The sequence below is a fragment of the Peribacillus sp. P4_C12 genome, from assembly GCF_056402095.1.
In genome coordinates, this window is the sequence record NZ_JBFUIB010000020.1 from 1 (window position 1) to 24239 (window position 24239).

At 39.1% G+C, this 24239-nt stretch carries 21 protein-coding genes, 1 other RNA gene and 1 pseudogene; 7 read left to right on the forward strand and 16 right to left on the reverse strand.

Annotated elements, in window-relative coordinates:
- The 3 genes from AC1DUW_RS06360 to AC1DUW_RS06370 all read right to left on the reverse strand — a co-directional run.
- Positions 1-654 (reverse strand): LysR family transcriptional regulator (locus tag AC1DUW_RS06360; RefSeq protein ID WP_477642217.1); only part of this gene is annotated, 654 nt, incomplete at its 3' end.
- Between the two features lie 192 nt (positions 655-846).
- The gene (fdhD, locus tag AC1DUW_RS06365; RefSeq protein WP_477642226.1) at positions 847-1629 is read right to left on the reverse strand and encodes a formate dehydrogenase accessory sulfurtransferase FdhD; all 783 of its coding nucleotides are present in this window, start codon (positions 1627-1629) and stop codon (positions 847-849) included.
- Positions 1630-1716: 87 nt separating this feature from the next.
- The gene (locus AC1DUW_RS06370) at positions 1717-2079 is read right to left on the reverse strand and encodes a Na-translocating system protein MpsC family protein (RefSeq protein ID WP_477642218.1); all 363 of its coding nucleotides are present in this window, start codon (positions 2077-2079) and stop codon (positions 1717-1719) included.
- 334 nt (positions 2080-2413) lie between these two features.
- Between AC1DUW_RS06370 and fdhF the strand changes: the two genes are divergently transcribed.
- The 3 genes from fdhF (at position 2414) to AC1DUW_RS06385 (ending at position 7042) form a co-directional block, all read left to right on the forward strand.
- A complete protein-coding gene (fdhF, locus tag AC1DUW_RS06375; RefSeq protein WP_477642219.1) occupies positions 2414-5353 on the forward strand; it encodes a formate dehydrogenase subunit alpha in 2940 nt (979 codons plus the stop codon).
- A gap of 19 nt (positions 5354-5372) precedes the next feature.
- Complete coding sequence (locus tag AC1DUW_RS06380) at positions 5373-5849, forward strand: helical membrane plugin domain-containing protein (RefSeq protein ID WP_053348631.1); 477 nt, start codon at positions 5373-5375, stop codon at positions 5847-5849.
- A gap of 143 nt (positions 5850-5992) precedes the next feature.
- Complete coding sequence (locus tag AC1DUW_RS06385; RefSeq protein WP_477642227.1) at positions 5993-7042, forward strand: P-loop NTPase; 1050 nt, start codon at positions 5993-5995, stop codon at positions 7040-7042.
- Positions 7043-7344: 302 nt separating this feature from the next.
- On the opposite strand, the gene AC1DUW_RS06390 is transcribed toward AC1DUW_RS06385, so the two are convergent.
- Positions 7345-7950 (reverse strand): nuclease-related domain-containing protein, encoded by a 606-nt coding sequence (locus AC1DUW_RS06390; protein WP_477642220.1) that lies wholly within the window; start codon positions 7948-7950, stop codon positions 7345-7347.
- Positions 7951-8263: 313 nt separating this feature from the next.
- Here AC1DUW_RS06390 and AC1DUW_RS06395 point away from each other — a divergent pair.
- Positions 8264-8360 (forward strand): annotated as a pseudogene (locus AC1DUW_RS06395) (IS3 family transposase); the annotation flags it as partial.
- A 103-nt stretch (positions 8361-8463) separates the two neighbouring features.
- Here AC1DUW_RS06395 and AC1DUW_RS06400 read toward each other — a convergent pair.
- Positions 8464-9105 carry an esterase/lipase family protein gene (locus AC1DUW_RS06400; protein ID WP_477642221.1) on the reverse strand — a complete coding sequence of 214 codons (642 nt, stop codon included), beginning with the start codon at positions 9103-9105 and terminating at the stop codon, positions 8464-8466.
- A gap of 647 nt (positions 9106-9752) precedes the next feature.
- Complete coding sequence (locus AC1DUW_RS06405) at positions 9753-10301, reverse strand: TetR/AcrR family transcriptional regulator (protein ID WP_053348628.1); 549 nt, start codon at positions 10299-10301, stop codon at positions 9753-9755.
- Positions 10302-10474: 173 nt separating this feature from the next.
- Between AC1DUW_RS06405 and AC1DUW_RS06410 the strand changes: the two genes are divergently transcribed.
- Positions 10475-11929, forward strand: coding sequence for a DHA2 family efflux MFS transporter permease subunit (locus tag AC1DUW_RS06410; protein ID WP_477642222.1), 1455 nt, complete (start codon positions 10475-10477; stop codon positions 11927-11929).
- A 486-nt stretch (positions 11930-12415) separates the two neighbouring features.
- On the opposite strand, the gene ssrA is transcribed toward AC1DUW_RS06410, so the two are convergent.
- The 5 genes from ssrA to secG all read right to left on the reverse strand — a co-directional run bounded on the left by ssrA (position 12416) and on the right by secG (position 16959).
- Positions 12416-12777, reverse strand: a transfer-messenger RNA (tmRNA) gene (gene ssrA, locus AC1DUW_RS06415).
- A 124-nt stretch (positions 12778-12901) separates the two neighbouring features.
- Positions 12902-13369, reverse strand: a complete 468-nt coding sequence (gene smpB / locus AC1DUW_RS06420; protein WP_053348626.1) for an SsrA-binding protein SmpB — start codon at positions 13367-13369, stop codon at positions 12902-12904.
- Between the two features lie 63 nt (positions 13370-13432).
- A complete protein-coding gene (rnr, locus tag AC1DUW_RS06425) occupies positions 13433-15802 on the reverse strand; it encodes a ribonuclease R (RefSeq protein WP_057215845.1) in 2370 nt (789 codons plus the stop codon).
- Between the two features lie 33 nt (positions 15803-15835).
- Positions 15836-16582: an alpha/beta hydrolase gene (locus AC1DUW_RS06430; RefSeq protein ID WP_056524536.1), complete on the reverse strand. Its 747-nt coding sequence runs from the start codon at positions 16580-16582 to the stop codon at positions 15836-15838.
- 143 nt (positions 16583-16725) lie between these two features.
- On the reverse strand, positions 16726-16959 hold the full coding sequence (gene secG / locus AC1DUW_RS06435; RefSeq protein ID WP_053348623.1) for a preprotein translocase subunit SecG: 234 nt from the start codon (positions 16957-16959) through the stop codon (positions 16726-16728).
- Between the two features lie 175 nt (positions 16960-17134).
- Here secG and AC1DUW_RS06440 point away from each other — a divergent pair, with 175 nt between their 5' ends.
- Together AC1DUW_RS06440 and AC1DUW_RS06445 are read left to right on the forward strand one after the other, a co-directional pair.
- Positions 17135-17677 (forward strand): hypothetical protein, encoded by a 543-nt coding sequence (locus AC1DUW_RS06440; protein WP_053348622.1) that lies wholly within the window; start codon positions 17135-17137, stop codon positions 17675-17677.
- 56 nt (positions 17678-17733) lie between these two features.
- Positions 17734-18558 (forward strand): M15 family metallopeptidase, encoded by an 825-nt coding sequence (locus AC1DUW_RS06445; RefSeq protein ID WP_053348621.1) that lies wholly within the window; start codon positions 17734-17736, stop codon positions 18556-18558.
- A 345-nt stretch (positions 18559-18903) separates the two neighbouring features.
- Here AC1DUW_RS06445 and AC1DUW_RS06450 read toward each other — a convergent pair whose 3' ends face one another.
- The 5 genes from AC1DUW_RS06450 to AC1DUW_RS06470 form a co-directional block, all read right to left on the reverse strand.
- Positions 18904-19074, reverse strand: coding sequence for a hypothetical protein (locus tag AC1DUW_RS06450; protein WP_477642223.1), 171 nt, complete (start codon positions 19072-19074; stop codon positions 18904-18906).
- Positions 19075-19208: 134 nt separating this feature from the next.
- Positions 19209-20504, reverse strand: coding sequence for a phosphopyruvate hydratase (gene eno / locus AC1DUW_RS06455; protein ID WP_053348619.1), 1296 nt, complete (start codon positions 20502-20504; stop codon positions 19209-19211).
- A gap of 30 nt (positions 20505-20534) precedes the next feature.
- Positions 20535-22070 (reverse strand): 2,3-bisphosphoglycerate-independent phosphoglycerate mutase, encoded by a 1536-nt coding sequence (gpmI, locus tag AC1DUW_RS06460; RefSeq protein WP_252432674.1) that lies wholly within the window; start codon positions 22068-22070, stop codon positions 20535-20537.
- Positions 22063-22824, reverse strand: a complete 762-nt coding sequence (gene tpiA / locus AC1DUW_RS06465; protein ID WP_053348617.1) for a triose-phosphate isomerase — start codon at positions 22822-22824, stop codon at positions 22063-22065. Before tpiA ends, gpmI begins: the two co-directional genes overlap by 8 nt.
- A gap of 46 nt (positions 22825-22870) precedes the next feature.
- Positions 22871-24055 (reverse strand): phosphoglycerate kinase, encoded by a 1185-nt coding sequence (locus tag AC1DUW_RS06470; protein ID WP_477642224.1) that lies wholly within the window; start codon positions 24053-24055, stop codon positions 22871-22873.
- Positions 24056-24239: the final 184 nt, after the last annotated feature.

Here is a 24239-nt window from a genome sequence, read left to right on the forward strand (position 1 = left end):
TGTATCACCCTTATCCACTTCCATTCCAACCAAAGGGGGTCTGGAGAAATTCCTTCTCCACCAATTATCAATCATCGATTTTAAAAGAGCGTCGGTCCCATAATCAATCCTCGGCAAAGATGGAAGGTCCTGGATATCAATTTTTTCCTTTGAAGCGATACAAATCGTTTCCTCAAAAAGATGATGCCTTGATTCCGACCATTGATAGTCCCCACGTACAATCCCAACATGGACTTCTTCGTTGTAAATGAGGTTTAGTATTTCCTTACTCCAACCCGTTGTCACATTAAAATCAACCTTAGGAAATTGTTCACGAAAAATTTTCAACAGGCCCGGCAACTTATGAAGCGTAATATAGTTGGAAACTCCCAATCGCAACGTTCCACTAATCTCCTGTCCCATGTTAAACGCAGTCTCTTTTATCTGACGGAGCCTTATCAGCATCTCATCAGCACAGTTCGCCAAGTACTCCCCTTGAGGGGTAAACTGGACACCTCTTGTTCCCCGCTCCACAATCTTCAAATTAAATTCTTTCTCGATTTGTTGAATTCGTTTTGTTAAAGAAGGTTGCGAGATATATAAACTTTGCGCGGTTTTAGTAATATTCTTTTTTTGATATAAAACCTTTAAAATATGCCAATCCCTTTCATCCATTGACTTTCCTCCGATACCACTTTCCAGTAATTGTTTTACCCAAACTGTACCACAAAAGGCTTGAAGGATATATTATTTAACAAAGTCAAAAAAAGGTCCGAGCCATGTCGGCAAGGACCTTTTTACCTTTAAGCAAATTCTCCTCCCTTTTCCCTAGTGGGGGGTGGCAACATTCAAGAAGAATATGCTCATTTATTCAGTTAATTGAATTCTTTCAGGACATGTATAGATATTCATGGAATCATTACGAATAAATCCGACCGTCGTAATTCCTAATCCTTCAGCTAACTCCAAAGCTAATTCTGTTGGAGCAGATTTTGAGAGTATAAGTTCACAACCAATCTTCGCCACTTTCAATAAAATTTCCGATGAAATCCGGCCACTGAACACGATAGCTTTTCCTTCTATCGAAATACCATTTTTCAAGCAATATCCATATATTTTGTCCAAAGCATTATGCCGTCCAATATCCATCCGACTTAATACGAGGCCATCGACATCACATAACGCAGCATTGTGAACTCCACCCGTATTTTGAAACGTGACAGCAGAATTTTGCAAATCCTTCATCAAGCGGAAGCAATCATCAGGTGTAAGCTTTACTGAAATATTATCCATTTTCTTAGCAGTCAGTGCATCGTTTACAAAGACAAATCCTTGCCTGCTCATCCCACAGCAAGACGTAATATACCGCTTATTTTGAAAGTCCTGGTAGTATGGGTTCACCTTATCCGTTTTCACATGAACAAAACCTTCTTTTTCTTGCACCCAAATTTCCTTTATTTCTTCATATTTTTTGATAATTCCTTCAGAAGCCAAGTAACCAATGACCATATCTTCGATGTATTCAGGTGTACAAACCATGGTAACAAATTCTTGTCCATTTATTTTCACAGTAACAGGAAACTCCGTCACGATCGTATCTTCTGTTCTCTCAACTTCTCCATTAGCTATACGGATAATGTCCCGCTTCATTTCAATTGCTTTCATGTCCCCACTCCTTTTAATGTCTAGGAGCTAATTGACCTAATATGTTAGGAACCTATATCTTCTAGAGGTTGGTCAATGCCCGTTTAGTTCTTCCGCTATTTCCTTATCAAAGACAAATACGGAAATCGCTATATTTTCTTTTACTTTTATATCTGAAAACAAATGGACTAGTTTAGCTCCAACCAGTTTTTCCATTCCTTCCGGAGGATTCACTGAGTATACATCCTGAATCATTTTAGTTCTGGCTGAATGGACCATCTCTTTTCCTTCCTCTGTGCTTGATATGAACATTTCCGTCGGAGTTAAATTCCCGTATAACGTTGAGACGGCCATGTTTTCAACAAAAACTGTGTGGATACGCTCCGGACCTTTCCCGAATAGTTCCTTGCGAAGCTTACGAATCATATCATTGAATTCATGAATTACTTTTGACATATTACCCTCACTCCAATTCACGGAATTGACTTCTCAATTTTCTTATCATAAATCAACAAGAAAAAAAACGAAAGGAATTTGGAAATGGTAGCTCCTATACAGGATTGTTTCTTTTTGAAATAAAAGGTATAATATTAGTAATAAAAGTTGGGTACGCAATAGTGTACTGTTGTGTTTCTATCTTTTCTCAATACCCATACATAATGGTATGGATTGGTATATTGGCAAGTTTTGCTATTAAACTATTCCACCATGACTTACACCACCGTTCAGAGCCGGAGGTGTAATCATGGTGGTTTTTTTCGTGTTTTCGGCTATAAAAGGGGGAAATATTATGAGCGATTCAAATATTACTATAAAAATTAATGATTTGGACTATACAGCAAAAAACGGATCAACAATACTGGAAGTTATCAATCAAAATGAGATAGCTCATCCACAAATTTGTTATGTTCCTGAAGTAGATCCGATCCAAACATGTGATACATGTATCGTAGAGGTAAATGGGAAACTCGTCCGATCCTGCTCGACTGCGGCAGTGAGCGGTATGGATATTACCTTAGACTCAAGCAAGGCAAAAGAAGCCCAAACCGAAGCAATGGACCGGATCCTGGAAAATCATTCTTTATACTGTACAGTATGTGATAATAATAATGGAAATTGTAAACTTCATAACACCGCAGAATTAATGGAAATTGAACATCAAAAATATCCTTACACACCGAAAGTGAAATTGGGTGACGTTGATATGTCCCATCCTTTTTACCGCTATGATGCTAATCAATGTATTGCATGCGGACAATGCGTAGAAGTCTGCCAAAACCTTCAGGTCAATGAAACGCTATCCATTGACTGGGAAGCAGATCGCCCTCGGGTAATATGGGATGAAGGAACAGATATTAACAACTCATCTTGTGTCGGTTGCGGACAGTGTGTAACCATTTGTCCTTGTAATGCATTAATGGAGAAATCAATGCTTGGTGAAGCTGGTTTCATGTCAGGTTTGAAAAACGACATGCTTGAGCCAATGATTGATCTTGTTAAAGAAGTAGAACCTGGCTACAGTGGTATTTTTGCCATTTCAGAAATTGAAGCAGCAATGCGAGACACTCGGACGAAGAAGACAAAAACAGTCTGTACGTTCTGTGGGGTAGGCTGCTCATTCGAAGTTTGGACAAAAGGCCGAAAAATCCTTAAAATCCAACCAACTCATGAAGGCCCTGTTAATGCGATTTCCACTTGTGTTAAAGGGAAATTCGGTTGGGACTTCGTAAACTCTGAAAAACGGTTAACTAAGCCCCTAATTCGTAAAAATGGACAATTTGTTGAATCAAGCTGGGATGAAGCACTTGATTTAATTGCATCTAGATTAGGTTCAATCAAACAACAGCACGGAGGTAATTCTGTAGGTTTCATTTCTTCATCTAAAATTACGAATGAAGAAAACTATGTAATTCAAAAACTAGCACGTCAAGTTTTCGAAACGAATAACGTCGACAATTGCTCCCGTTACTGTCAATCTCCAGCAACAGATGGATTGTTCCGTACAGTCGGCATGGGTGGAGATGCTGGAACGATTAAAGATATCGCCGCAGCAGGTCTTGTCATTATCGTTGGGGCAAACCCGGCTGAAGGCCATCCTGTACTAGCAACACGCGTTAAGCGGGCACATAAGCTTCATGGTCAAAAACTGATTGTTTCAGATCTTCGTAAAAATGAAATGGCAGAGCGTTCTGATATCTTTATGAGACCAAAGCAAGGTACGGACCAAGTATGGCTAATGGCCGTTACAAAATATATGATCGATCAAGGTTGGCATGATCAAGAATTCATCAATGAAAATGTGAACTTCTTCGACGATTATAAAGAGATACTTAAGAAATATACCTTAGAATATGCAGAACTAAACACAGGGATTTCAAAAGAAACACTAATTCAAGTAGCTGAAATGATTCGTGATGCTGACGGGACTTGTATTCTTTGGGGAATGGGTGTAACACAAAACACTGGAGGTTCCGATACTTCCGCTGCGATTTCCAACCTTTTACTAGCTACAGGAAACTACCGTCGTCCAGGAGCTGGAGCTTATCCGCTCCGCGGCCATAACAATGTACAAGGTGCTTGCGATATGGGTACTCTTCCAACATGGCTTCCAGGATATCAGCATATTTCTGATGATGTAGCACGTGCTAAATTCGAAAAAGCATATGGAGTAAAAATTGATGGAAAACCAGGTATGAACAATATCGAAATGCTTCACGCTATTGAAAAAGGCGATATGAAAGCAATGTACCTTGTCGGTGAAGATATGGCACTTGTCGATTCCGATGCCAACCACGTCCATAAGGTGTTATCAAGCTTAGATTTCTTTGTTGTTCAAGATATTTTCCTTTCTAGAACAGCTCAATATGCAGACGTCGTATTACCAGGAGTACCATCTCTTGAAAAAGACGGAACGTTCACTAATACAGAACGTCGCGTACAGCGTTTATACCAAGCACTGCCTACTTTAGGAGAAGCTAAAGCAGACTGGTGGATCACCCAAGAAATTGCTAAACGCTTAGGAGCGGATTGGAACTTCAATCATCCAAGTGAAATTTATGCGGAAATGGCGAGCCTATCTCCAATATTCAGCGGAGCGAATTATGAAGTCCTTGAAGGCTGGAACAGCTTCCTATGGGGAAGCCATGATGGAACTAGCACGCCGCTTCTTTATGTGGATGGCTTCAACTTCCCTGATAAGAAAGCCCGTTTTGCTCTATCTGATTGGGTGGAGCCTGCTCAGTTCCCAGAGGAATATGATCTTCATATCAACAATGGACGTATGCTTGAACATTTCCATGAAGGAAATATGACGAATAAATCCAATGGAATTCAATCTAAAGTTCCTGATATATTCGTTGAGGTTTCTCCTGAGCTTGCAAAAGAACGGAAAGTCAATGACGGCGGACTCGTACGCTTAGTGTCACCGTTCGGAGCCGTTAAATTAAAGGTTCTTATCACAGACCGAGTACAAGCAAATGAGCTTTTCTTACCGATGAACTCAGTTGACAAAGATTCAGCCATTAATTTCCTGACAGGTCCTGTGTATGATAACCGTACAAGTACGCCTGCTTATAAACAAACGATGGTTCGCATGGAAGTATTAAGTAAAAGCGGAGACACTCCATTACCGGGATCTAATCCACGAAATAAAAAACGTCATCCTCAAAATGGTGTTGAGGTAGAACGTAAGTGGGCTCGTCCAGGGTATGTTCACTTAACGGATAAATAATTAAAGGAGGGTGAAGCTCATGGCAGCTCCAATTACGGAAATCCATAATCCTATAACAGAGGAAGAAATAAAGCTACAAAAACTCGAAGAACTAAAAACGCTTGTCACCAACAATGAGGATGTGTTGAACAATATGTTTAAAATCCTCGGTGAACTTAATGAATCAGGTGTCCTTGAAGCTGCGAATTCCATGCTTCAAGGAAAAGAACAAATTGCAAAAATCGCTCTTCAACAAGTCACAAGACAACCTGTAACCAATTTAATCAATACCCTTATGGGAGCAACAGGAGCCTTGATGAACGCTGATGCCGCACAATCTACAAAACTACTTAACAGTGCACTAGCAGGAGTCGATGAAGCCAACAAATTCCTACAGACCGATAAGAAAATTGGTGTAATGAATTTAATGAAAACATTAAATGACCCAGATATAAATCGAGCAATCGGTTTTGGCATCCATTTCCTAAAAGGAATGGGTAAGGAACTAAAAGAATAGATTTAGAACCTTTTTTACAAGTGACTATCCCCAAAAGTAAGCTTTCTCTCAACAAATAGATTAAGACTTAAAAGAAGTTCATCCTTCTTTTGAGTCTTTTTTCTATCATGCACGACGATATTGAAAACAAAAGGATGGATGAAATGCTAACACATGAAAAAGTCATGGATGCTTTGAAACATGTCGAAGATCCTGAATTGCATAAAAGTATTGTAGAGTTGAATATGGTTAGAAATATCAAAATCGAAGGTACCCATATCCAGTTAGAAGTGGTGTTAACCATTCAAGGCTGTCCTTTAAAAGTGAAGATTCAGGAAGATATTGAAAACTCACTGAAAGCCATCGGTGCTTCAACTGTGTCTTTACAATTTGGCTCGATGACTAAAGAAGAACGAGAAGCCTTGACGAAATTACTAAAAAGCAATGCAACCACTGAAACGGGTATGCCTAATATGCTTCGCCCTGATTCAGGTGTGACCTTCATTGCCGTGACAAGCGGTAAAGGAGGCGTTGGAAAATCAACTGTTACGATTAATCTCGCAGTCTCTTTAGCACGAATGGGCAAACGTGTGGGCATTTTAGATGCTGATATATATGGCTTCAGTGTCCCTGCAATGATGGCGATTAGCCAAAAACCAACGATGATTGACCAAACCGTCATTCCCGTTGTCAGTCATGGTGTGAAGGTCATGTCCATGGGATTTTTTGCAGCAGATGATAATCCTGTTATGTGGCGGGGACCTATGCTTAATAAATGGATAAAAAACTTCCTTGTGAACACGCATTGGGGAGAACTGGATTACCTGCTGCTTGATTTACCTCCTGGAACTGGAGACGTAGCCATCGACGTAGCGGCAATGATCCCTCAAGCTAAGGAAATTGTTGTTACTACGCCGCATAATGTCGCCTCTTTTGTCGCCTCAAGAGCAGGTGCAATGGCCAAACATACCCAACATGAAATCTTGGGTGTTATTGAGAACATGGCTTATTTTGAAGAACAGGACGGATCGAGGAATTACCTGTTTGGAAAAGGCGGCGGGGCCATTTTGGCACAACGACTTGAAACYGAAGTAATCTCTACCATCCCATTCTCAAACCGCAAAGAAAATAACGACGCCTCTGTCTTTGATGAAGAATCGTACATTGGAGAAACCTTTACATCTTTAGCAGAAGATATTATCAATCAAGCATAATTGTACAGAGGTTGACTCTTAAGAGTCGGCCTCTTTTTTACTCATTAAAAGACAAGCTGTATACTCTCCCCTTATTCGCCCCACTACTTGTTAGATTCAATGATTGCAATATTCTCGTAGCACTAGCAGAAGATGAAACAAGTAAAAACTCCCTCAATTGACGATTGGTTATAGTCGATCCGATAAGGAAAAAATAATCTTGTAATGCGGGGGAACTTATCAAAGGAGTCATATGTGAGAATTGCAAGGAGAGCCCGTTATTAAGAAGACATGGTACATGGTTTTGCGACAATTGCCAACTATTAAGTAAGGATGCTCATATCCAACTTGAGGGTATAACGTTCCAAGACAGAAAAATCTGCTTCGATATGATTCCTATTTATTACCCGAATTATTTTTTTCAATTCTTTTTCACAAAATGTTGGATTTTTAATAGATTGTTCTATCCTATTAATATTAGAGGGAAGCATGTCGCGATGGATTACTTTGTAGTGTAGTTTACGGTTTTCAGGAGACGTACGTATGATTGTTTGTGGATTACTAATAACAACCAAAGAAAGAATGGGCAGCGCCGAAAATCCATTTTTCAAGAACCAATTCTTTAACTGTGATTCCTGGCGGCTGACTTGAATAATAGGATCTGGAAATGCCGTTTCTTTTCCTTCTTTCTTTCGAATGAGTTGATTGAAATGTGGATCAAAGTAGATTGAACCAGCTATGTTCTTCACTTCTATAATAAGGGCAAATTTTTTGGATACTAATAAGGTATCCATTTGAAAAAATCGGGATTGATCCTGTAACCTTAAATCGTGGAAGATGAAATAGTTTTTCGGTTCAAGAAAACTTAAAGGAAAATCAATTGCACTTTCCCCTTTAAAACCCGCTTCTCTTTTTTTGAGTTCATTCATTATTGAGGGGATTTTAGGATGGGACTGAGGAAGCCTGTGCGCCAAGGCTCGTAATTTAAGGATAGAAAGAGGAACTTTTCGTTCTTTTACAATCATTTTATCACTCCAATCTAGGTTTCTTACAATTGATTCTACATAACAAGTGATATTCCTTTAATTGGTAGCAGCATTTTCTTTCGAAATGTAGTTTATCTTCGAAATTCGGGATATATCTACGAAAATTGAGTTATTTCTACGAAAACATCTATTTATCTACAATTTATTTGATATATCGACCAATAACGGACCTGCTTAACAAGTCCGTCCTACATAGCTGACGTACTATAACAATTTCAGATATCAATGGAACTTAAAGAAGATGACCCCTATTAAATACAGGAAATCATCTTCTTTGTGCTACATGCTTATAGATTATTGTTATTCGTTCTGGCTTCGATTAACATTCTAGTAAAGCATTAGGCGGTATGTGTTTAATATTGCTGAAAAAACTAAGTTCAAGATAAGAATCTTTTGTTAATTTGTATTTGTCCCTCCGCCATTCAAGCCTTCTTTAATCAGCTCGTTGACTTTACTGTTCCAGAGCATTCCCACGTGGTCTACACCGCTAATTTGAACGTTTTTCGCTCCCTGAAGTATTGAAAGCGAAGTAGGTACAACATAGTCGCTGGTACTGTAAATCGAAGTATAACGGATTTTACGGGTAGGATCTGTACCTACGGGAGCTTTCGATGTTACAAATTTGTTTGGAGAACCCAACGTCACCACATCGTTCACCTTACTTCCGCCGCCATTGAGGAGAATATAAGTCAGGGTATTGATGCCTCCCGCGCTGTGTCCAATAATATCAACCTTATTCTTTCCTGTTTTCTTTAACACTTCATCTACATAAGGAGCTAGCTGTTTTGCATTATTCAAGCTATTACCCGATTTATCCACCATTTCGATGGCATATAGTTCATTATCGGACCAGCCTTGTGTTTTCAGGTAATTCTTAATGCTGTTAAAGTTCGAGCTATTACCGCCGGCTCCGTGAATGAAGATAACTGGATCATGGCTGTTTGTCTGTGCTTTGGAATCAGAAGGCTGAATAGTAACAACAGAAAAAATAATGGCCATGCATGCAATTATTGAAAGTAGCAATCTCTTATTTTTCATTATTTCCCTCCTATGTGTTTGTCTGCTTTTTTGTTACGTTAATTGTCATACATTTTGGAGGGTGAAACAACCGGCAACTTTTTGTAACACTGGTTACCGCTGGTATTTAACTGGTAAATAAGAGAAAAACTATTTCGCCTATGCCCAAGTAAAATACAGAAATCATCTTTTTTGTGCCGCCTAGTCCTTTTTTCAAATAACCTTTTCAAAGGGGACACTTCATTTAAATTTCCCCTTTATATTTTTGTATCAATGATAATATTTTCCATTGATATTAATTGGTATATGCAAATAAGGGTAACAGCCCTAATTTACATTGTTTTCTTTCTTCTTTACTTAGAGATAGTTATTCATTATTTATGAATATGATCCGTTTGAGGTGGACGTCTTAAGAGTGAACATTCGTAAACAAAATGTTAATTTTTTGGCGATTAATAAGCGTCAGGAAAATGCGGATTTACAACGTTAAGGAAATGCCAATATAAAAAGYCCAATTTCTCAGCATTAAAATTGAGRAATTGGGCTTTATTCGTTACTTGTTCCTACTTTACACTCTTACTTGTAAAAGAATAACTTTAATGGTCCTTTTAATTTTCATCATTTACTGATTCCAATGTTTATTAATAATATGGATGAATGATTTAGAATCATTGCACTTTGTACATTAAATAAATTTGATTTGCAATATAATCTGAACTAAAATGAAGCCCCTTCGTTATCCACCACATGATGATGCCTACCAATGAAGCTGTTTTAATATCAACCGCGACATAGTCAGCAGGTAAATCCTTTTTGGTATTCTTTCTTCTTGTTTCTACTAGTTGCTTTAAAAATAAAAACAATTGCTCCTCAAATTGATTCATTTTAAATATAATAAGTAAATAATTTCGATGGATATATAAATAATCAAGAAATTGTGTTAGCTTTTGTTTTTCTGATAAATCTTTTGCATGTATTAAATCAACAATTTTATTAGAAAGCTCATTTGAAATCTCGTTGGTGATTTGCGTTAGTAAATCTTGAATATCTTGATAATGTAAGTAAAATGTTGTCCGATTTAATTCTGCTTTGGCTGCGACTTTCTGAACCGTTAAGTTTGAAATGGTGGGGTCCTCACATAAAAGAGAAAAGACGGCATTTTTAAACATTTCTCTTGAACGAATTGTACGAGGATCTTCTTTTTTAGGTGTAGACATTTTTAACCCCCTTTATAGATTTTCCTTTGACTTTCTCAACATCATATATGTTTTATGTCGAGTAGTGAACATTTTTAAAAAAACTGTTCATGGTCAAAGAATATATATCTTGTTACTATTGATTTTATCGACACGGTGTCGATAATTCAAGTCTAGAATAAAGGAGTTTATTAATGCAGAAGGAAATAGCGGAAAAAAATAAAAAAATCTTATTAATGGTCCTGATTGCTGGCTGTTTTTTATCAACATTAAATCAAACACTATTAAATGTAGCAATGAGTAATTTTATGGAGATATTTCATGTTACGGCCGCAACTGTACAATGGCTATCAACAGGCTTTATGCTCGTAAACGGTATTTTAGTGCCGATTACTGCGTTTTTAATGAAACGTTTTACAACAAGGCAGCTGTTTATTAGCTCGATGTTCTTTTTGTTCATGGGGACTGTGCTATGTGCCTGTGCCATGAACTTTAGCATTCTATTAACAGGAAGAATGATTCAAGCAATTGGGGCAGGAATTATTATGCCACTAATGATGACGGTTATTTTGTATTTATACCCGAGTGAAAAGCGTGGAAGTATTATGGGAACTATCGGCTTTGCCATAATTTTTGCCCCAGCCATCGCTCCAACAATATCTGGCTTTATCATTGAATATGTATCATGGAGATGGCTATTTATTGGATTAGCTCCAATAGTATTAATCGTCATTATTCTTGCTTTTAAATATTTAATGAATGTTGCAGACACAACAAAAGCAAAATTAGATATCGTAAGTGTCATTATATCAACGATTGGCTTTGGTTGTATTTTATTTGGATTTAGTAGTGCAGGAAGCAAAGGATGGACACATCCAGTTGTTATTACAACAATCATCATCGGAATAATCGTTACAACTCTATTCTGTTTACGTCAAATAAAGTCTAACGATCCATTATTAAATTTATCCGTATTTAAGTATAAAATTTTCACTCTTACATCAGTCATTAACATACTCATTACGATGATTATGTATGCCGATCTAATTCTTTTACCAATTTACTTGCAAAATGGACGAGGTTTTACCGCATTTGAATCAGGTCTACTTCTATTACCTGGAGCCGTGATTAATGCCTTCTTATCACCTATCACAGGTAAAATGTATGATAAATACGGGGCGAAACCACTCTTTATTACAGGTTTAGTATTTATCATTATTTCGATGTGGGGTGCAATTGATTTGACCGAATCCACAACTTATATGTATTTAATGGTTCGTACCATTATTTTACGAATTGGATTAAGTTTCATTTCGATGCCTTTAAATACAGCAGGGCTGAATGCTTTACCCAAAGAATTGGGTTCACATGGTTCAGCAGTAAATAATACCATTCGCCAATTAGCAGGTGCTATAGGAACAGCAGTTATCATCACAGTGTATACAATTCAAGCAACTTCGCATGCTTCTCAGTTATCCATTGAAAATGGAGACATTTCAGCTATACAACTAGCGAAATTATCTTCTATCTTCAGCTCAAGTGACGCCTATGTATTTATGTTATTCGTATCTTTTGTAGCATTAATTTTTGCATGTTTAATGCCTAAAAAAGTAGCCATTCAAAAATACGAAAGGGAATCACATAACTAAAATAGTCAACATTATTATTTAGTGTATTTAAAATGAAAGCATATCTGAGAAATCTCAGATATGCTTTGTTATTTTTCAGATATTGCAATTCCATATAATTCATCTCGGATTAGGTAATTTTAATGGTGACTTTTTACATCGTATATCTACTTTAGGATGGGATCATATTAATTTACGGGATTAATTCAGAGAAAATGATCACCCTAAATTCTTTAAGGACCATTAAAACTTTCTTAACGTTGTAACTCCGCATTTTCCTGACGCTATCCTAATAAGTGTTGCTTTATTATAAATTATCAATCTTTATTTTAAATAATCTAACTTTGTTTTAAATGATCAATCTTTTTTATAAAACCACAATAAGTGAGTTAACGTTAACTTTGTGGAAGCATATTATTGCATAACAAAAAAGGAAGCATAACCCCGCATTTTATGAAAAGTTACGCTTCCTGTTATATAAAAATAAAAAACCACCAATATATGTATTGGTGGAGACGGTGGGAGTCGAACCCACGTCCAGACATAACGGCACTTAAGCTTCTACGAGTGTAGTCGATATATTCGCATTTCGCGAACTCATTAGCCTATCGACAGGCGGCAGAGCAGCTAGTCTGATTGGTCTCTTCCTTCATCCTCAGACGGTGGATTCCGGCGTATCCCACTTAGAGTGAGTCCCTTACCCTACCACGTGGGCCATGGAGGGAGGAACAGCTATCGACTGTTGTTACGCAGCGAAAGCTAGGTTGTTGTTTTGTTTGCCAGTTATAGGCGTTGACGTTTTAACGAGGCCGATCCCCTCGACTCGCAACTTAAGCTCGAACTATCCCTGTCGAATCCGTAACGTCCCCATGATTAAAATGGAGCGTACGAGAAAAGAATAGTCAGCAAGTTGTGCTGATATTCAGTTGTCATCGGTACAGGATTAATTATAACAGATTCATTTAAAAAATCAATTGTAAGGTCTTGGCAGTTCTACATCTTCTGTCTGTCGCGAAAAGCACGTTCAATATCACGTTTCGCTTCCTTCTTCTTCAGGTCTTCACGCTTGTCATATTGTTTCTTCCCTTTACCCAGCCCAATTAAAACCTTGGCAAAGCCATTTTTCAAATACATTTTCAAGGGTACAATTGTGTATCCTGTTTCTTTCGTTTCCCCAATAAGCTTATTAATTTCCTTTTTGTGCAGGAGAAGTTTTCGTGTCCGTAATGGATCATGATTGTAACGGTTTCCTTGCTCATAAGGGCTGACATGCATATTATGTAGATACAATTCGCCGTTTTCAATTTTGGCAAAGGAATCCTTTAAATTGGCTTTTCCAGCCCGAATCGATTTGATTTCTGTCCCTTGCAAAACAATTCCTGCTTCAAAGGTATCTTCAATAAAGAAATCATGAAATGCTTTTTTATTTTGTGCTAATTGCTTCCCTGAGCCTTTTGGCATCTAACTCTCCCCTTTATCATCCAATCAGGGAGAGGATGACTGGATCATCCTCTCTCCTCAATCTTATCTCTTTTTAGGTTTTCTTTTGCGCTTAGCAGCGGGCGCATTTTCAAAGAATTTTTTCTTCTTTTTCGGTTTTCTTTCTGAAGAAGACGAATCACTATTGCGATTGCCTCCACGGCTTCCGCCTTTGCTTTCGTTACGGCCCGAATTACCACCGCGGCCTCGTTTACGCTCACCTGAATTAGCCTTGAATATTTTCTTCTCCCCAGAAGGACGAGGACGGCTAACTTTCATGCCGATGATTTCAAAATCAATGGCCCGTTCCTCTTTATTCACGTTGGAAACACGTATGTCTATCTCATCGCCAATCCGGAATACCTTACCTGTTCGTTCCCCGATCATCGCAAGCTGACGCTCATCAAAGCGGTAATAATCATCCGTCATAAAGCTGACATGAACAAGCCCCTCAATGGTATTCGGCAGCTCAACAAACATTCCGAAGTTCGTAACAGATCCAATGATACCGGTGTATTCTTCACCAATTTTATCAAGCATGTACTCTGCTTTCTTCAAATCATCGGTTTCCCGCTCAGCATCGACTGAGCGACGTTCGCGCTTCGACGTATGATCGGCAATCTCAGGTAAAATGGCATTCCACTTTTCCTTGGTAGCTTGATCTAGTTTACCCTCCACCAAATAGGTCCGAATTAAACGATGCACGATTAAATCCGGGTAACGGCGTATCGGTGATGTGAAATGGGTATAAAACTCAGCTGATAAGCCAAAGTGACCCAAACTCTCCGGATCATATTTAGCCTGTTGCATTGAACGAAGCATTACGGTTGAAATAACCGTTTCTTCCGGTTTTCCAGCAACAGCCTCAATGATTTCCTGTAAAGCCTTTGGATGAACATCATTGGCCGATCCTCGAACAATATATCCGAAGTTCGTAATGAATTCAAAGAAACGCTGCAGTTTTTCAGGTTTCGGATCCTCATGAATACGGTAAATGAAAGGTACATCAAGACGATGGAAATGCTCTGCAACAGCTTCGTTAGCTGCAAGCATGAACTCTTCAATCAGCTTTTCCGCAACTGATCTTTCACGTAATACAACTTCAGTGGGATGTCCTTCTTCATCCACAATGACTCTCGCTTCATTAAAATCAAAGTCGATTGCACCGCGGTTCATCCGCTTTTTACGAAGAATGGCCGCTAACTTCTCCATGTCCTGGAACATAGGTACCAGCGCTTCATAGCGTTCGAGTTGTTCTTCATCTTTGTCCACAAGAATTTTGTTCACATTGCCATAAGTCATTCGTTCCGTCGTTTTAATGACACTTTCAAAAATTTCATGATTGACGACATCGCCATTTGGCGTGATTTCCATTTCACACGATAGTGTAAAACGATCAACTTGAGGGTTCAAAGAACAAATACCATTCGATAAACGATGCGGAATCATAGGAATAACCCTGTCCACCAAATAAACGCTCGTACCTCTTTCAAGAGCTTCCTTATCGATCGGTGAACCTTCCTTCACATAATGGCTTACGTCAGCAATATGTACACCCAACTTGTAATTGCCATTTTCAAGTTTAGAAACCGTAACAGCATCATCCAAGTCCTTCGCATCCGCTCCATCTATCGTTACTAATACATCATTACGCAAATCCCTGCGGTTGCCAATTTCACTTTCTTCAATGGTATCCGAAACGGCATTAGCTTGCTCCATGACTTCTTCAGGGAACTCCATTGGCAAACCATATTTATGAATTACTGACAGAATATCCACGCCAGGGTCATTCTTATGCCCAAGAATTTCAATGACTTCTCCTTCTGCACTTACACGTCCTTCAGGATAAGAAGTCAGCTTAACAACAACCTTATGACCCTCTACCGCTCCATGAGAAGCATGCTGTGGAATGAAAATATCATTCGCAATTTTTTTATCATCTGGGATGACAAAACCAAAACTTTTACTCTCGGAGTATGTACCGACTACTTGTGTAATTCCGCGTTCAAGTATTCTAATCACTGTACCTTCTTGTCTTGAGCCAGATGTTTCTGAAGAAACACGGACCATGACGATATCTCCATGCATTGCTGTACCTGTTTCATTTGGCGGAATGAAAATATCATCCATTCCTGGATTATCTTCAGGTGTAACAAATGCGAAGCCCTTAGCATGTCCTGTTAACTTACCGCGAAATAAGTTCATTTTTTGCGGCAGACCGTAACGATTGCTTCTCGTTCTGACTACCAATCCCTTTTCTTCCATCTTAACTAGCGCCTTCACGAAATTCTTGAAGTCTGCTGAGTCTTCGATTTTTAGAGCCTCTTCAAGTTCTTGTACTGTTAATGGCTTATACGCTTCGTCTGTCATATACGTCAAAAGCTTGTTTATGTGTTCTTGAATGTTATCTTCCATAAAACCCCTCCTATTCAGGGTATGATAAATTTGTTATTCGGACCAATCCAGACTTTCTAAAAATTCAAATACATCTTCATGCAACTGGTTACGTTCTTTATCAAGGGTTATGACATGACCGGATTCTTCATACCACTTGATTTGTTTAACAGGTGATTCGATAGCTTCATAAATAATATCGGCACTTTTCGGATTGATTACATCATCATGCCGACCCTGCACGACAAATGTCGGCGTGTAGATATGATCGACGTGCTCTCGTACATCAGTTATCAATTCCTGAAGAGCTTTCAATGTATTCATAGGTTTGTCAGCAAAGCGGTCCATTTCCTGCTCTATTTGTTCTTGTGTTTTCCCTTCGTACTTCTTAAATTCTCTGGCGTACTCCAATACTCCTTTATACATCATTTCTTCACTTTTAATATACATAGGCGCACACATTGATACGATACCCTTTATAGGTACAGTGTAACCTAATTTCAGAGAAAATACGCCTCCTAATGAGAGTCCAGCAACAGCAATTTCTTCATGGCCTTTGCTTTTTAAAAAATCATAGGCCATCATGACATCTTTCCACCAATCAGCAGGACCCGTTTTTACCAATTCCTCTGGTGGCACACCATGTCCTTTATAGTGTGGGGCATGACAGGTGTATCCCTGTTTCTCCAAGTATCGGCCAAGCATACGTACATCTGCAGAATTTCCCGTAAATCCGTGTAAAAGTAAGACAGCTCTTTTTCCGCCTTCAAAAGTAAAGGGCTGTTGCAGCTTGATTTTCATGATTATAAGCTCCTTTATTTGTAAATAGCATCCAAAAAAATTTCTGTATTTTATCATTAAGTGCTAAAATTACTATATCTATACATACAACTATGGTGCAAAGAAAAAAGCCTAGCTATTTAGCTAGACTCATTTTTGATCCATTACACATCAAAGAATGCAACAAGTAAAGTTAAAGCAAAGAATAAAACAGCTAATACTATCGTTGCCCGATGTAAAATTAGGTCTAAGCCGCGTGCTTTTTGTTTTCCGAATAACTGTTCAGCACCACCGGCAATCGCACCTGATAAACCTGCGCTTTTTCCTGATTGAAGCAATACCGTCACAATAAGAGCGATACTAACAATCACTAAAAGCGTTATGAGAATTGCATGCATGCAATTACACCTCCTGAAGGACCAATACAATTAATTTAACTTTACCACACCCAATAAATATCTACAATCTTTGTTATGATTTTATGGTAAGAACTTCTAAACTTTTATAGTCCTTGTTTTCTTTTTGAATCAAAGTTTGAGATAATTTACTTAAAGAGAAGAAAGAGGTGTCACCATGTTTAAGTCCATACTTCGGATTCTTGATCTCCTGACCATCCTATTCTCGGCGGTTGCCGGTTATTCTTTATGGACAGGCGGTAGCAATCTTATGAGTGTCCTGTTAATCATCCTATCACCGCTTTTATTGTTGCTAGCTAAGTATCATGGAAACCGGTACATATTATTCGCTGCATATATCACGACAACAATTTATTTTACTGCTATTATTTATAATGGACTTTCCAATAGCAGTATCGACTTTTTCCAATCAAGCTTCCATGTCCTTCTAATGGGGGCAGCAGCTGTTTTACTGAGTATCATAGCCGCAGTTATTGGGTTTGGAACTAATACCCTTACGATTCTCTGGCTATCGCTACACGCCCTAGTCACATTTGAGACAATCAGAATGTCATCTGGTTTCCTTTCGCACTTTTGGTCTACACCAGTCGTTGAAGCCGCAGTCCGTAATGATTATCCTTTTTTGTTGATGGTAGTCTGGATTGGATTATTTCTGGATAAATATCAGAGTGAATTAACAAGGGACTATTTATCCCGGTAATATTGTAAAAACTTTATCTTTTGGAAATCTTATTTTAAAAGCAAGGGGCCTTTCATATGTTAAAACCTATATTTGCAGCAACTGCTCTTTCAACTTTTATTCTATTAGCTGGATGTTCATTTGACCTATCCAACGATGATAAAAAAGAGCAAAAAGAAGAACAGCCGATCTCCCAAGATACGGAGACAGAAACTAATGAGAAAAGTGATTCAAATGAATCGGCCCAACGCCAGGTAGAAGTCGATACGACTGTTAAACCCGCACAGAAAGGGCTTCAGACATTGGCCGAACCGGAAAGCATACCTGTCCTTGTCAATAAACAATACAGTCTGCCGGAAGATTACAAACCTGACGATCTCTTCTATCCAAAAGTAGATTTCATCTTTCAAGATAAAATTGAAAAAAGAATGATGCGAAAAGAAGCAGGAGAAGCTCTTGAAAAAATGTTCCAAGCTGCTGAAAAAGAAAACATGCATTTAGCTGGCGTCTCTGCCTACCGCTCACACCAAACACAAATCTCTATCTTTAATAACTATGTGAAAAGAGATGGGGAAGAAAAAGCTAAAACCTACAGTGCTCTGCCCGGAACAAGCGAGCATGAAACAGGTCTAGCTATTGATGTTACGACCCATGATGGTGCATGCGCTGCTCAAGACTGCTTCGGCGACACAAATGAAGCTACATGGCTGGCCGAACACGCCCATGAATACGGATATATTATCCGCTATCCAAAAGGCAAGGAAAGCATCACAGGCTATAAATACGAACCATGGCACATCCGCTATGTTGGTGTTGATACCGCTGCTGAAATTTTTGAAACTAATAGTACATTAGAAGAATTCTATAATGCAGTTCCCGTACAAGCTGTAACGGATAAATAAAAAAAGGTGCCCAGATGCGGCACCTTTTTTTTGGATGAATTCGATTTAATCAAACGTTTGATTAAATCTATTTATCAGGCTTGAACCCAATGTTATTAAGGTTTTCATTAAAAAGCTGGCTCAGTATTATCGTCTTTCAACGAATTTTAGAGTCAGCCTTTTTTAGAAGATTACTTCTACAAGTTATAGAAAGATTTCAAGCCGCAGGATCACTAAGCTGTCTTCAATGCGAAGAAGTTGGTCGATTGCATGTGATTTCATGAAATCCACCTAGTTCCCTTTGCCAAATCTATTAATGTCAACTGAAATAAAAAAGAAGAAGATTTTCATCTCCTACTTTATTAATTAATCATCATTATAAAAACCTATATACGCGTCTCTTTTTCCATTTAACAACGTCATAATGTATTTAATAACTTCATCAGGTTTAATATCTTTAATAGAAACATATATTAATGTGTCACCAAATTCTTTTTCCACTAGATAATATTCTTTCCAGTTATTTATTTCTATCATGAACTCCTTCAAAAATCCTTTATAAATAAAAAACCTCCTATTTAAATGTGGATTACCACATTTAAATAGAAGGTCAAAAGCATTAATCTGTACTAATCAAATCTGCTTCTCGTCAGAAGCGGACTTCAAAATAATTACTTCTTCAAGTTATAGAAAGATTTCAAGCCACCATATACAGCCAAGTCACCAAGCTGGTCTTCGATGCGAAGAAGTTGGTTGTATTTAGCGATACGGTCTGTACGAGACATAGATCCCGTTTTGATTTGCCCTGCGTTTGTTGCAACAGCGATGTCAGCGATTGTAGCATCTTCTGTTTCACCTGAACGGTGGGAAACGACTGCAGTGTAACCAGCGCGTTTTGCCATTTCGATCGCATCAAACGTTTCAGTTAGTGTACCAATTTGGTTCACTTTGATCAGGATGGAGTTGCCGATGCCTTTTTCGATGCCTTCAGCCAATTTTTTCGTGTTGGTTACAAATAAATCGTCACCCACTAATTGAACTTTTGAACCTATGCGTTCAGTTAAAAGTTTGTGTCCATCCCAGTCATTTTCATCCAAGCCGTCTTCAATAGAAAGAATCGGGAATTCATTCACTAGCTCTTCATAGAAAGCAACCATTTCTTCGGATGTTACTCCATTGCGGCCTTCGCCTGCAAGATCGTATTTGCCTGTTTCTTTGTTATAGAATTCAGATGAAGCTACGTCCATACCAAGGTAGATATCTTCGCCTGCTTTGTAGCCTGCTTTTTCAATTGCCTCGATAATGACTTGTAACGCTTCACGGTTTGAACCAAGGTTTGGCGCAAATCCTCCTTCATCACCAACAGCCGTGTTCAGGCCTTTAGCAGAAAGAACAGATTTTAAGGCATGGAATACTTCAGCACCCATACGAACTGCTTCTTTGAAGCTAGGAGCGCCGACAGGAAGAATCATAAATTCCTGGAAGTCGACATTGTTATCGGCATGTGATCCACCGTTAATGATGTTCATCATTGGAGTTGGAAGTTGTTTCGCATTGAACCCTCCAAGGTAACGATACAATGGTAAACCGGAAAATTCCGCAGCAGCGTGGGCAGCAGCCATTGATACACCAAGGATTGCATTTGCTCCCAAGTTTCCTTTGTTTTCTGTACCATCCAGTTCAATCATGGTAAGGTCGAGGCCTGCTTGGTTTGTTACATCCAAACCGATAACAGCTTCAGCAATGATCTCATTTACATTATCAACTGCTTTTTGTACCCCTTTACCCAGGTAACGAGATTTATCTCCGTCACGAAGCTCAACTGCTTCGTGTTCTCCTGTGGAAGCACCTGATGGTACAATTGCTCGTCCGAAGTATCCGGACTCTGTTTGGATTTCTACTTCTACTGTTGGATTACCACGAGAATCTAGCACTTCGCGTGCATATACATGTTCGATGTACGGCATTATAAATCTCTCCTTTTCCAATTCACAATTTTATTTAGATAATAGGGATTTCCCTGTCATTTCAACAGGTTTTTCGACTCCAAGCAAATCAAGCATCGTTGGAGCTAAATCACCTAGGATACCACCTGTTCTTAATGTTACCTGATTTTTAGTGATAATGACAGGCACAGGATTTGTTGTATGGGCTGTCATGGGGTCGCCTTCAAGCGTTACAACTTCATCAGCATTCCCATGGTCAGCGGTTATGATTACTGTTCCGCCTTTTGAGACGATTAGATCGACAATTTTACCTAGGCATTCATCCACGGTTTCAATCGCTTTAATAGTCGGCTCCAGCATCCCTGAATGGCCGACCATATCCGGGTTGGCAAAATTCAAGAGAATAGCATCAAACCGGTCCGCCTCAATTTGTTCCAACAACGCATCCGTGACTTCATAGGCACTCATTTCTGGCTTTAAATCATATGTAGCAACTTTCGGAGAATTAATTAAAATTCTCTCTTCTCCAGGAAACTTCTCTTCACGTCCGCCGCTCATGAAAAATGTCACATGAGGATACTTTTCAGTTTCAGCAATGCGAAGCTGGGTTAGTTGATTTTGAGAAAGTACTTCTCCTAATGTATTATCAAGATTTGTTGGCTTAAAAGCAACATATCCGTCAACAGTTTCTGAAAAATGTGTCAAGCAGACAAAATGCAGATTATTCGGATGACCTGGACCACGGTCAAATGATCGAAAATCCTTATTCGTAAACGTATTTGAAATCTGAATTGCCCGGTCTGGACGGAAGTTATAAAAAATAACCGCATCATCATCTTTTATGGTCGCTACCGGTTTCCCATCTTCCGCTGTAATGACTGAAGGTATCACGAACTCATCAAAAATACCATGTTCGTAAGAGTCTTCTACACATTCCATCGCAGAAGGGTAAGCAGGTCCATCACCGTACACCATTGAACGATAGGATTTTTCCACACGCTCCCAGCGTTTATCACGGTCCATGGAATAATATCGTCCGGATATGGTCGCGAACTGACCAACACCAATTTCCTTCATTTTCGCTTCCGCATCCTTAATATAACCTTGTGCCGTTTTCGGTCCAACATCCCGTCCATCTAAAAATGCATGAACATATACGTTTTTAACTCCTTCTTTAGCCGCCAATTTCAGCAGGGCATACATATGTTCAATATGACTGTGCACACCGCCATCTGAAAGGAGACCAAACAGATGAAGGTCTGTACCTTTTTTCTTGGTATGGTTCATGGCATCAAGCAAAGTTTGGTTTTCTGCAAACTCTCCTTCACGAATTGCTAGGTTCACACGGGTCAGACTTTGATAAACGATCCGTCCGGCCCCTATATTCAAGTGACCCACTTCAGAGTTCCCCATTTGACCAGCAGGCAAGCCGACAGCTTCCCCGCTTGCAGTTAAATGGGAATGCGGATACTGGTCCCAATAACGATCAAAGTTCGGTTTTTTTGCATGAAAAACAGCATTTCCTTCTTCTTCATTGCGGCAGCCAAAACCGTCTAAGATGATAAGTGCCACTGGCGACTTACTCATAGTGACCAGCCTCCAGCAATTGTAAAAAGGAATCGGTTTTCAAGCTTGCCCCGCCTACCAATGCACCGTCAATATCAGGCTGTGCCATGTACTCTTTGATATTCTCAGGCTTCACACTGCCGCCGTACTGAATGCGAATGGCTGCCGCTGCTTCGTTAGAAAACTTATCAGCAACAACTGAGCGGATATGTGCACAAACTTCATTTGCATCCTGAGCAGATGAAGATTTCCCTGTTCCAATCGCCCAAATCGGCTCATAAGCAATAACGGCTTGTTTCAATTGGTCATCAGATAGCCCCGCAAGGCCTTTTTCAATCTGGCTACCAACGAAATCATTCGTTTCTCCAGCTTCCCTCTGCTCAAGTGTTTCACCACAACAAATGATAGGCGTTAACTGATTTGCAAAAGCAGCATGAGCTTTTTTATTTACGGCTTCATCCGTTTCATTGAACATTTCCCGGCGTTCAGAATGACCAAGAATGACATATGATACACCAAGATCAGCCAAAGCAATTGGACTGATTTCTCCTGTGAAGGCACCATTTTCTTCAAAGTGCATGTTTTGCGCGCCGATTTTCACATCGGTTCCTTTTGCTGCTTGAACAAGTTGATCCAAAAATAAAGCTGGAGCACATACAACTGAATCGATTAAATCTTGCTTCGGAATCAAATTGCTCACTTCTTCTAAAAAGGCAGTCGCTTCAGATAGTGTTTTATTCATTTTCCAGTTTCCTGCAATAATCGGTTTTCGCATTTGGTTTCTCATCCCTTCTAAAGTTGATATTATTAACGGTTCACTCTTATTTATCGTTCAAGGCTACTACGCCAGGAAGCTCTTTGCCTTCCATAAACTCCAGAGAAGCACCGCCACCAGTTGATATATGGGACATCTTTTCTGCTAAGCCAAACTTTTCAGCAGCTGCAGCAGAATCCCCGCCGCCTACAATGCTGTAAGTATCTTTTGCTTCCGCCAATGCTTCAGCAACAGTTCTCGTTCCATTCGCAAATTTATCGAATTCAAATACACCCATTGGTCCATTCCAAATTACTAACTTAGAGCCCTTGATTACATCTGCAAATAATTCACTTGTTTTAGGTCCAATATCAAGCGCCATTTTATCATTTGGGATAGCATCAATATCGACATTCTGGGCTTCTGCATCAGGTGAAAATTCTGCTGCTACAACAGCATCAATCGGCAAATGCAGTTGTACGCCTTTTTCTTTCGCACTCTCAATGAAAGATTTAGCCAGCTCGATTTTGTCTTCTTCTAATAAAGAATTACCGATTTCATGACCTTGTGCTTTAATAAATGTATAACCTAATCCACCACCAATAATCAAGTGATCGACATTTTCCAACAGGTTCTCGATAACACCTATTTTATCCTTTACCTTTGCTCCCCCAATTATAGCTGTAAAAGGACGTTCTGGATTGGATAGAGCTTTTCCTAATACCGCAAGCTCTTTTTCCATTAACAATCCAGCAACAGCAGGAAGATGATGGGCTATCCCTTCCGTTGAAGCATGTGCACGGTGCGCAGCTCCGAATGCATCATTTACATAAACATCAGCCAATGCAGCAAATGACTTCGCTAATTCAGGATCGTTCTTCTCCTCACCAGGATAGAAACGAACGTTTTCCAATAATAGAATCTCGCCATTTCCCATGTTATCAATGATTGATTGAACTGACTCCCCGTAAGCTTCTTCAGCCTTTTGTACATCTTTGCCACTAAGTTCACTTAGTCTCTCCGCAACAGGAGCTAAGCGCAATTCTTCAACAACTTGTCCCTTTGGACGACCAAGGTGGCTGGCTAAAATAACTTTAGCACCTTGTTCTGTCAGATAGGAAATCGTCGGCAGTGCAGCTTTTATTCTCGTATCATCCGAAATCATTCCGTCCTGCATCGGAACGTTGAAATCAACACGGCAAAATACGCGTTTCCCCTTTAATTCAATATCTCTAATCGACTTTTTATTCATAATCCAAGAACCCCCTTAGATATTGTTATCATATTTTTGATTCTTTTAGTCAAAAAGGGAGAGGGTAAATATCCCAACTCCCCTTTTCTCTTTTTCATTATAGTCGGTTTCCAGGAAATTATCCAAAAACAAGAAATGTAAACGCTTGACTGTTTAATGACTTACTAATAATATCATCTTCTGC